Annotated in this window: 8 protein-coding genes; 7 read left to right on the forward strand and 1 reads right to left on the reverse strand. The window is 58.8% G+C overall.

Going from position 1 to position 11,394, the window contains the following annotated elements:
• Positions 1-248 precede the first annotated feature (248 nt).
• From ACIPQ1_RS04880 to ACIPQ1_RS04910, 7 genes are all read left to right on the forward strand, one after another.
• Positions 249-2,180 carry a type VI secretion system Vgr family protein gene (locus ACIPQ1_RS04880; RefSeq protein WP_446533673.1) on the forward strand — a complete coding sequence of 644 codons (1,932 nt, stop codon included), beginning with the start codon at positions 249-251 and terminating at the stop codon, positions 2,178-2,180.
• An 18-nt stretch (positions 2,181-2,198) separates the two neighbouring features.
• Positions 2,199-2,621: a DcrB-related protein gene (locus ACIPQ1_RS04885; RefSeq protein ID WP_411385974.1), complete on the forward strand. Its 423-nt coding sequence runs from the start codon at positions 2,199-2,201 to the stop codon at positions 2,619-2,621.
• Positions 2,622-3,002: 381 nt separating this feature from the next.
• Positions 3,003-7,379 (forward strand): RHS repeat-associated core domain-containing protein, encoded by a 4,377-nt coding sequence (locus ACIPQ1_RS04890; RefSeq protein WP_446533674.1) that lies wholly within the window; start codon positions 3,003-3,005, stop codon positions 7,377-7,379.
• Between the two features lie 9 nt (positions 7,380-7,388).
• Complete coding sequence (locus ACIPQ1_RS04895; protein ID WP_446533675.1) at positions 7,389-7,808, forward strand: hypothetical protein; 420 nt, start codon at positions 7,389-7,391, stop codon at positions 7,806-7,808.
• Positions 7,809-7,903: 95 nt separating this feature from the next.
• Entirely contained in the window at positions 7,904-8,374 is a 471-nt protein-coding gene (locus ACIPQ1_RS04900) for a hypothetical protein (RefSeq protein WP_446533676.1), read from the forward strand.
• A 287-nt stretch (positions 8,375-8,661) separates the two neighbouring features.
• Entirely contained in the window at positions 8,662-9,273 is a 612-nt protein-coding gene (locus tag ACIPQ1_RS04905; protein ID WP_446533738.1) for a DUF1349 domain-containing protein, read from the forward strand.
• A gap of 531 nt (positions 9,274-9,804) precedes the next feature.
• Positions 9,805-10,164, forward strand: a complete 360-nt coding sequence (locus tag ACIPQ1_RS04910) for a DUF6124 family protein (RefSeq protein WP_446533677.1) — start codon at positions 9,805-9,807, stop codon at positions 10,162-10,164.
• Between the two features lie 716 nt (positions 10,165-10,880).
• Here the strand turns inward: ACIPQ1_RS04910 and ACIPQ1_RS04915 are convergent.
• On the reverse strand, positions 10,881-11,294 hold the full coding sequence (locus ACIPQ1_RS04915) for a PBECR2 nuclease fold domain-containing protein (RefSeq protein WP_446533678.1): 414 nt from the start codon (positions 11,292-11,294) through the stop codon (positions 10,881-10,883).
• Positions 11,295-11,394 lie beyond the last annotated feature (100 nt).

Raw genomic sequence — 11,394 nt, forward strand, 5'->3', positions numbered from 1 at the left:
AGTAATCGCTTTCCATGGACGTGAGGTGACGCGCGAAGGAGCAGATATTCAAGTAATGCCTGGGAACAATCAAGAACCGGGTTCCTCTGCCCCGCGTAACAAACTACATTATGCGATCAGCGTCACTACTCTGGCGTTTACATGCCTGTGCACACGCTGTCGAAAGGCGCGCTCTCTTGATCTTGAACATCAAAAGCCGGCAATCTTGCGCAGCGTCAAATGGACTGCGGCCGCGATAAGGACTACCGATGCTATTCAACCAAGCCACACGCCTGGCCAAGGTCACCAGCCCCCTCGGACCCGAGGTTCTGCTGCTCAAGGACATGGGCGGCGGCGAAGAGCTGGGGCGGCTGTTCAACTACGAGTTGCAGTTGCATTCGCTGGACAACGCCATCGACCTCAATCAACTGCTCGGCAAGCCCATGTGCGTGAGCCTGCAACTCGATGGCGGTGGCGAGCGCTACTTCCATGGCATCGTCGCCCGTTGCAGCCAGAACGTCGACCAGGGCCAGTTCGCCAGCTACCAGGCCACCTTGCGCCCGTGGCTTTGGCTGCTGACCCGCACCTCCGATTGCCGGATTTTCCAGAACCTGACCATCCCGCAGATCATCAAGCAGGTGTTCCGCGACCTGGGTTTTTCCGATTTCGAAGACGCCTTGAGCCACCCCTATCGGGAGTGGGAATACTGCGTGCAGTACCGCGAGACCAGTTTTGATTTCGTCAGCCGGCTGATGGAGCAGGAAGGGATCTACTATTTCTTCCGTCACGAGCAGGGCCGTCACGTGTTGGTGCTGGCCGATGCCTATGGCGCCCACACCACGGCACCCGGCTACGGTTCGGTGCCCTACTACCCCAAGAATGAGCAACAGCGCGAGCGCGATCATATTCATGATTGGCACTTGGCCCAGGAAGTCCAACCGGGTTCGCTGGAACTCAACGACTACGACTTCCAACGCCCCAGCGCGCGCATCGACGTGCGCTCGGCCATGCCCCGTCCGCACACCGCCGGCGACTATCCGCTCTACGACTATCCCGGCACCTATGTGCAAAGCGAGGACGGCGAACACTACGCCCGCACCCGCATCGAGGCCTTGCAGACCCTGCACGAGCAAGTCGAACTGGCGGGCAATGCCCGGGGCCTGGGCTCGGGGCATCTGTTCAGCCTCACGGGTTTCAGCCGCCAGGACCAGAACCGCGAGTACCTGGTCGTCGGCGCTCGTTATTACCTCTCCCAGGAAAGCGGCGAGACCGGTGGCGGCGCGCCAACCGCGCAGTTCGAAAGCAGCCTGACCTGCATCGACGCCCAGCAGAGTTATCGTCCGCTGGCGATTACTCACCGCCCCATCGTCAAAGGCCCGCAAACCGCGTTGGTAGTCGGCCCCAAGGGCGAGGAAATCTGGACCGATCAGTTCGGCCGGGTGAAGGTGCATTTCTATTGGGACCGTCACGACCAGTCCAACGAGAACAGCTCGTGCTGGATTCGGGTGTCGCAATCCTGGGCCGGGAAAAACTGGGGCTCGATGCAAATTCCGCGCATCGGCCAGGAAGTCATCGTGAGCTTTCTCGAGGGTGATCCAGACCGCCCGATCATCACCGGCCGCGTCTATAACGCCGAACAGACCGTGCCCTACGACCTGCCAGATAACGCGACCCAGAGCGGCATGAAAAGCCGTTCGAGCAAGGGCGGCACGCCGGCGAATTTCAACGAAATCCGCATGGAAGACAAGAAAGGCGCCGAGCAGTTGTACATCCATGCCGAGCGCAACCAGGACATCGTGGTCGAGGTGGACGAGAGCCATTCGGTGGGCCATGACCGCAACAAAAGCATCGGCCACAACGAAACGGTGACCATCGGCAACAACCGCCTGCGCATCGTCAAGCAGGAGGACATCCTCTCGGTGGGCCAGCGCAAGACCGACAGCATCAGCCAGAGCTACGTCATCGAAGTGGGCGAGAACCTGCGCCTGGTGTGCGGGGAAAGCATCCTGGAGCTCAACGCCAGCGGCCAGATCAACCTGACCGGCGTGCAGATCAGCTTCTACGCCAGCGGCGATGCCGAGTTCAACACCGGCGGCGTGCTGCACCTGAACAACGGTGGCGGCCCGGGCGCCACGCCGGACGGCCAGGGCGTCAAGGGCAGCATCGATGCCAACATCAGCGCCGCGTTCCCCAAGGGCTAACTTCGAGATTCAAGCGCCATGACTTACCGCCTCAACGAATTCCAGCTCCAACTGCCGCCAAGCGAGTTGCTGGACGCGACGATCAATATCCTCAAGTTTCCTGAACTGGGCACCTCCCTGATCGTCAGCCGCAGCTTGCTGGCCGAAGGCGAAACCCTGCAAAGCAACCTCGACGACCAACTCAAGCGCCTGGAAAAACAGGTCCAGCAACTGCGCTGCCAGCCGGGCGCCACCGTGCGCGTGGGCGCAAACCAGGAGGTCGAAGCCATCGAATTGCGCAGCCAGTTCAACAAGGGCAATGAAAAGGTTTTCCAGTATCAGCTCGCACTGGTACTGCCCGGCACCCGCAAGATGCTGGCCCTGAGTTACGTGAAAGCCGAGAAACTGGGCGATGCCGAAGCGGCGCATTGGGCGACGATCAAGGGTTCGCTGGTGTTCTGATGGCCTCCATCAATCCACTGTGGGAGCGAGCTTGCTCGCGATTGCGGTGGGTCAGGCACTGACGAGGTTGACTGAACGGGCCCCATCGCGAGCAAGCTCGCTCCCACCGGGGTGGGTGGTGATCAGGAAGTGGAAGGCATCATCGATCAAAATGTGGGAGCGAGCTTGCTCGCGATTGCGGTGGGTCAGGCACTGATGAGGTTGACTGAACGGGCCCCATCGCGAGCAAGCTCGCTCCCACAGGGGCAAACCAAAGCGGATCAAGCGCCAGAAATGGCATCAATGAGCATGCCGTCACCCACAAGGACACCGGCGCAATGGAAGGCATCAAATTGCTTGAACACACACTCCACAGCCACCCTGTCCACCTGAGCGACTTGCATGTCTGACGCGCTCTGGGCCGCCCGCCTGGGCGATGCACTCAACCACACCTCGATGATGGCCGACATCCTCGGCGGCGTCCTGGAAGTGGCGGCGAACATCGCGATCACCGCCCTGGCGACCGCCGCCGTGGTCGCGGCCACGGGCATCACCGTGGTCACCGGCGGCCTGGGCTGCTTCGTCCTGGGCCTGGTGGTGGGCACCATCGTCGGCCTGGCCATGAGCAAGACCGGGGCTGACAAAGGCCTGAGCAATATATGCGAGGGCATCGGCAACGCCCTCTTTCCGCCCACGGTGCAGGCCAACATCCTCACCGGCTCCAAAGACACCTTTACCAACAACATCCCCTCGGCCCGCGCCGCTGGCGCTGTTGTGTCCCACGTCGCGCCGGCCGGCACCGAACTGGACATGCCCGAGCCGGAAGAAGAAGCCGAAGCCAGTTACCTGGACATGGCCGGGGAATTCTTTTCGCAGATGTGGCGCCCCACGGTCGCCTCGCCGGCCCCCGGTACGGAGACCCGGCCCGAAGACCTGGTGATCTGCACCAAGCACCCACCGATGCCACCGCAGTTCATGGCCGAAGGCTCGGAAAAGGTCACCATCAACGGCCAGCCCGCCGTGCGCAGTGGCGACCGCAGCACCTGCGATGCGACGGTGGTGTCGGCCGGGCTGATCTCGCCCGACGTGACCATCGGCGGCGGTTCGGTGGTGGTGCGCGAGATTCGCAGCGGCAAGACCCCGGGCGTCGGCCTGGCAGTCACGGCGCTGCTGATGCTCAAGGGTGGCAAGGGCAAGTTCTTCAGCAAACTGCCGTGCATGCTGGTGGGCGGCGCGGTGTCCATGGCCGCCAGCAGCGCGGCGAACGCAGCGGCCAATGCGGCCATGGGTTCGTCGAACCCGGTGCATGCCGCCACCGGGGCCAAAGTGCTGGGCGGTGACGAGGAGCTGGATTTCGTCTTGCCCGGCATCCTGCCCATCGACTGGCAACGCGTGTACAACAGCCGCGACGAACGCCGCGATACCTTGTTCGGCGCCGGCTGGAGTGTGGCCTACGAAGTCCAAGTAGAAATCCTGCCCCACCCCGACGGCGGCGAAACCCTGGTCTACACCGACGAACAAGGCCGGCCCATCGACATGGGTTCCATCCCCTTGGGCGGCGCGGTGTTCAGCGCCGGCGAAGGCCTGGCCGTGCGCCGCCATGTGAGCGGGCATTTGCTGATCGAAAGCGAAGACGGCCTGTACCGTTTGTTCGAACCTTCGCCCGCCAACCCTTCGCACCTGCGCCTGAGCCAACTGGGTGACCGCAACGACAACCGCATCCACCTCGACTACGACGAGGCCGGACGCCTGGTGCGGCTGCGCGACACCTTCGACCTGGTGCAAGTCGAGCTGATTCGTGAAGGCGAACGCGTCACCCACATCGAGCGCCTCTACCCCGACCAATCCCGCGAAGTGCTGGTCAGCTACGCCTACGACGCGGCGAACACCCTCGCCGAAGTGCGCGACGCCACCGGCCAGGTCCAACGGCGCTTCCGCTACGACACCGGGCAACGGATGGTCGAGCACCAGTTGCCCACCGGCCTGCACTGCTTCTACGAATGGGCCCTGATCGACGACCAGGAATGGCGCGTGGTCCGGCACTGGACCGACGAAGGCGACGCCTACCAGTTCGACTATGACCTTGCCGCTGGCATCACCCGCATCAGCGACAGCCTGCAACGCGTGAGCATTCGGCAGTGGAACAGCCAGCATCAGATCACCCGGTTCAGCGACAACCTAGGCCAGACGTGGTTGTTCGAGTGGAACGATGAGCGCCAGATGCTCGGTGCTACCGATCCGCAGGGCGGCGAGTATCAATTCAACTACGACGACGCCGGCAATCTGATCAGCGAAACCGACCCGTTGGGCCGCAGCGAATCTACCCTATGGCTCGAACATTGGGCCCTGCCGCTGGCGGACACCAACGCCGCCGGCCACAGCTGGAAATACCGCTACGATCAGCGCGGCAACTGCACAGCGGAAACCGACCCGCTGGGCCACATCACCCGCTACCGCTACGACGCCCACGGCCAGGTCGTGGAAATCATCGACGCCACCGGCAAAAGCAAAAAGCTGCGCTGGAACCCGTTCGGCCAATTGGTGGAACACGTCGATTGCTCGGGTTACCCGACGCGCTTCAGTTATGACGCGCGCGGTTACCTGCACACCATTACCGACGCCCTCGGCGAGCGCACCCAATTCAGCTACGACGCCCAAGGCCGGCTGCTCGGCAGCCAATTGCCGGACGGCCGCACCGAGCATTACCAGCGCGACACCACCGGCCAACTCACCGGCTACACCGACCCGGCCGGGCACACCACGCTTTACCAACACAACCGCCGCGGCCAGGTCCGCCAACGCACCGACGCCCAGGGCCGGCAGGTGCAGTTTGCCTACGACAGCTTCGGCCGGCTGCAAGCGCTGACCAACGAGAATGGCGAGAGCTACCGGTTTGCCTGGGATATCGGCGATCGGTTGATCGAACAACAAGATCTGGATGGCAGCGCCAAGCGCTACGACTACGACCGCCTCGACAACGTCGCGGCAGTAACGGCGATACCCGCGCCATACGGCACAGGCCTGGCGATTATTCCCGAAGCACCGCCGACGCCCATCGTCCATCGCCTGGAACGCGACGCCGTGGGCCGGTTGATCGCCAAAGTCACCGACGATGGCCGCACTGAATACAGTTACGACCCGCTGGACCAACTCACCGCCGTCACCTTCACCGACCTGCAAGGCAACGCCCAGACCCTGAGTTTCGCCTACGACGCCCTCGGCCAGTTGCTCGCCGAAAACAGCGCCGCCGGCAGCCTGCAACACCACTACGACGAACTCGGCAACCTGATCCAGAGCCAACTGCCCGATGGCCGCTGGGTCAACCGCCTGTACTACGGCAGCGGCCACCTGCACCAGATCAACCTCGACGGCCAGGTCATCAGCGACTTCGAACGCGACCGCCTGCACCGCGAAGTGCTGCGCACCCAAGGGCAGATCAGCACCCGCAGCGAATACGACCGCAGCGGCCGCCTGCGCACGCGACAACGCCGCCACAGTAGCCAACCCTCGCTGTTGCCGGCGGCGGTGCAAAAACACTTCGAGTACGACCCCGCCGATAACCTCATCGGCAAACTCGACCAGCAACCCGCCGCGCAACAGCGCCAGCTCCTGCACTACGACGCCACCGGCCGCATCATCGCCAGCCAGGACAGCCTGCACGGCCAGCGCGAAACCTTCACCTACGACGCCGCCGCCAACCTGCTGGACGGCCCGGCCCCCGGCGCCGGATTGGTGGTGCACAACAAACTGCTGACCTACCAGGACAAGCGCTACCGCTACGACGCCTTCGGCCGGATGATCGAAAAACGCAGCGCCAAACGCGGCGTGCAACATTTTGCCTACGACGCCGAAAGCCGCTTGATCGAGGTGCGCAACGACAACGGCAGCGTGGTCAACATGGCCTACGACCCGCTGGGCCGGCGCATCATCAAGAACGAGCATGACAACAACGGTTACCCGCTGGGCGAAACCCGCTTCACCTGGGACGGTCTGCGCCTGTTGCAGGAAAATCGTCACCAGCAAACCAGCCTGTACCTCTACGAAGACGACGGCTACGAACCCCTGGCCCGCGTCGACGGCAGCGGCCCGCTGCAAAAGATCCGCTACTACCACAACGACCTCAACGGCCTGCCGGAACAACTCACCGAAGCCGACGGACACAACGTTTGGCAGGCCACGTATCGGGTGTGGGGTAACACGCTGGAAGAGGTGCGCGAGCCGTATTACATCGAAGAGCAGAATTTGCGGTTCCAGGGGCAGTACCTGGACCGGGAAACCGGACTGCATTTCAATACGTTCAGGTTTTATGATCCGGATGTGGGGCGGTTTACGACGCCGGATCCGATTGGGTTGGCGGGGGGGATTAATTTTTATGCCTATGCGAAAAACCCCATCGGGTGGATAGACCCACTCGGATTAACGTGCACTAAAGCCTTCAACAAAAGGCATAACATTTCAAAGAAATGGGTCAGTAAGCTTTCGGGAAAAACGCCTCAACAGGTGGAAGCCATGCTATTGAAAAAAGGCTATACCAAAAGCATTACAAACCTGAACACCAACAAAACCCAACATACTCAGTTCACCCGGTCTACAAAGTCAGGACAAAAAGACGTTTTAGACTTCCACCCTGGTGGCGGCGACCATACGTCGAACTATTGGAAGGTGTACAGAAATGGTGAGGTTCAGGGGCGAATAGCTCCTACAGGTTTTGAAAACTACGACAGAATTGTAAGCAGCCCCGTTTTTATAGATGGCGTCTTAATGAACGCTCCCAAATAGAGGAATCCCATGGACATCACTAATCTAATAGTTCCCAAAAAATCAATCGGCGGAGTATGCATCGGAGATAGCATAGAAAAAATTGAAGCGGGCCTTTCAGGTCACTATAAAATTCACAAAGAACAAAACTCGCTCACCCTAGACGACGGCTTTATCAGAGCATATTACGGCCCGGACGGGATAATTACCGCGATTTCCTGCAACTCAAAATTCACCGGCAGCTATCAAAATAAGTTATGGGCAGGCATGACGGTAGCAGAAGTCCTCACGCATTCTAAAGAGCAAATAGCGTGGTCCGGCTTCGTACAAGTGGATAAGATCGGCGGCATCGGACTTTCATTACCAGAGGAGCACGATGATTTTGAGTCGTTAACCGACCACTTCGCTCTCGACTTTATATTCGATGAGCTTTGGGTTTACGACTTCTGAACCCGTCAACCCATTCGCCTAAAACAAGGATTGCACGGGCCAGCCCTAGCACGACGCATGAACGTAAACGGTACGTTGATTAACGGTTGAATTTAATGATAGATCTTGCAGCTGAAATAAAATCTAAGCATTCAATTGCGAACATCTTATTGCAAGACAATATCTCAACCTACATGAATGAGCTCTACGAGCATCATAAAGTCGAGATAAAGAACTACACGTTACCTGACGGTGAGACAAGAACAGCGTACATCATCGATAGTACGCTCACCCTCTCGACCCTTCCTGACGGAACAATTTTTTCAATCGGTTGCAACGAGCAATACAAAGGGCTTTACCAGAACATGCTTTCTGCAGGAATGCCTTTTGACCAGATAAAAAAACTGACCAAACGCCAGCGCATATTTAATGGCGTCATAATCCTTAACGAGGACTTCGGCCTCTGTTATGCCTTACCAGCGCCTTATGACGAAATAGCTGACAGCATCGAAAATATACCGCCGACGCTAACGCTAAATGAAATCTACATATCGGACTTTTCTTCCTGGCTTCATAAACCGCAATAACATAAACCATCAAATTATCCGTCTGAATTCCAGCTAGAAAGAGGCAGACCGGAACGCTGGCTGAGCACAAGATTTGAGGCGAAACGCAAATCCCGTGGCGAGGGAGCTTGCTCCCGCTGGGTGGCGAAGCCACCCTACAACAGGGCTGGCGCATTCTTCCAGGCAAACCGCGCCAGCCAGTTTACGACGGCTGCGCCGCCGACCCAGCTTGGTTCTGCGCAAGCCAGATTCTTATCACCCATGTTCAGCGATAAATTGTGGAGGGTAGCTTGGTCGATAAAAAGCAGATGGCAGTGGCCAACCAGCATTTTGAAGACTCTATATGGCGCGCTGCCAAGTGGTTGAATAAACCAAGCCATTCTCTCGTCTATCCAGACGGTTCATTGGAGGTGATCACTGATCTCAAGACCGACTTTTGGCGTGAAACCCACTACGGCTTCATACGCGATAGCGGACATTTCCTGGGGTTCCCAACCGCCGGAGGCTTTACCGCTCAAGTCAGAGTCAATGCCGACTTTCGCGAGCTTTACGATCAAGCGGGCATCATGGTCAGGCTCAACGAGGAGACCTGGGTCAAGGCAGGGATAGAGTTCAACGATGGGAACCCAATGATCAGTAGCGTCCTCACCCAGGGCCGTTCGGACTGGGCGCCTAGCTATTTTTCTGGCAACCCCGGCGACTTTTGGCTTCGCATGACCGTCGCCAATGGCGTGCTGCGCTTGCAATATTCAACGGATGGCCTGAACTGGCCGTTGCTTAGGCTCGCCCCCTTTCCTGAGGCGGAAAGTTATCTGGTCGGCCCGATTTGCTGCACACCGCAGCGGCAAGGCCTGAAGGTGAAGTTTTCCGAGTGGTGTTTGACACGTCCCTTGGAGCGAGACCTGCATGATTTGAGCTAAGCGGACATGTTCGAAGGCAGGCCTACCTTGTAAAGCTGTCAGGCCAGTTAACAGGCGGAGTGAGGGTGTTCGAACACCGGCCCGACCAACCCTCCGGACCTGCATCAACCGCTCTACGAAAGATGCGCCGCGGAGCGGGAGCGAGCTTCCTCGCCCCGCATTCAGGGCATTACGAAGGCTTGTTTATTCGCCCTCCCCAACGCTTCCACCAAACTACGAATCCTTGCGCCATTGCCTACAACTACGCCAGAATTCGCCCGCTTGTGCGCCTTGTCCATGGGTTCTATCGTTTCCCTGCCACTGCCCATCAGTGGTCGGGCTTGGCGGCCCGGTACACGAAAGGCGCAACAGCCCCTCGATATGATTGCCATGCTCTCTGGCATTGGCATCCCCATGTTATGGCGGGTTGCGCAAGGATCCCTTCGGGGATGCCGGGTTCCTTTCGTTCCGGTCCGCCAATCTTGCGTAACCCGTCACCCCATCTGCTTGGCGGCAGACGGTGATGGTTCCTCTTACGAAAGGAGCTGCACCATGTTCAAAATTACACCGAATCCCCCCGAAGCAGATCGCACCTCTGCGTCCACTCAATCCAAGACTAAGAAACAAGACGAAGCAGAAAAGCGCGTCTTGGATTATTACCTGCATCCGAAACCGGAAAAGTCCGAAGATGTATCCAAACCGGGCCAGCTCTTCACCGTGTCAAAAAACGCCGACAACGAATGCCTGCTCGCCAACCTCAGCGAAAACCTGGCATCCGCCGATGCGATGATCAGCAACCTGGCCTTCGACCTCGAAGGCCCCCGCCGCCACATTGCCCTCGGCATCCAGCAACTGATCGAACTGAGTTCAATGCTGGCCAACCGTGTGCTGGATAACGTCGACCCACGATAGCCGCAGCACCACCACCCCCGTGGCGAGGGAGCTTGCTCCCGCTGGTGGCGAAGCCGCCCCAAAACAGGCTGACGCATTTCTCCGGAAAAACCGCATCAGCCGGTTTACGACGGCTGCGCCGCCGAGCGGGAGCAAGCTCCCTCGCCACGGATCGCGTACACCTTGAGACAGCGCATGAACGTGCTGCCGCCTTCGCGAGCAAGCTCGCTCCCACAGGGGATTGGTAGTTATCCGTTCTGTGAAACTCAGCCTGAACGTTTCGAGTTAAGAAAAAATCCGCAAAACTGGCTCAAATGAAGATTTTCTTGGCGCCCTGAAAGAAATCTTGCGCCACAGGCCGAACATTAAGCATTTGCGCTATGACGGCTCATCCCTCGGCCATTCATCACATTTGATTGACGGTACGCTCAAAGGCGAACAGTCTATCCTTGGGCGCGAAACCAGTTGCCTCCCAGCGGCTATAACTGGCGTAGGAACCCCGTCGATGGTTGGGACATCAGCGTAGGGTGAGACCTCCACACCCCTGCTTGAGGGTGTGTATATGAATATCAAGCTCAAAGTTCGAAGGCTACTGTCACCAGTAGCCCTTTTCTTTGCCCGCCACAAAAGCGTGTAGCGCTTGTACAGCAGCTCGCCATGGCGGTGCTTGTTGAGCGATTTCGCGTCAGTGTGCATGAAGTTCCACAGCATCTGCCCCTCGAAGAACACAACGCTTACTAACATTTGCCGCTTGACTCATACGCGCCGATGAACGCCAGACGATCAGTGCCGTCAGTAAAGGCAACTTTCCACACTTCCAACGGCCCTGTGAGCGTATCTAGAGCAAGCCTCACGTAGCGCTCACGGGCATCCATTCGCTTTTCGACGATGTGGTAAATGCTGCTGCGCAAAATGGTCACGTCGCCCATGGGCGTCTCGACGGTTAGGGACAAGATCGCTGGGTCAATAAATCCCAGGTACTGAGCCGTCACCTCGATGGCGTCTTCATGGTTAGTCGCCGCAATCACTTCCTCAAGGGCGTGTGTACGCAGCTCACGCGCCAGGGTACGCAGGTCGGGAAGATTGCTATCAACCCAAGTGGGCTGGCCTTTTACTTCAGAAATCTTCGATAGGAGAGTGTCCGTGCTCAAACGTCGTCGCTCAATTTTGGCGTTGGTTAGGTCATCGTTGCGCCATGCCCAGCGAAAAATGTTCGCAGCAGCCCAGCGCAATCAATAAGGACCAGGTGGG

This window comes from Pseudomonas sp. LARHCG127 (assembly GCF_052871455.1).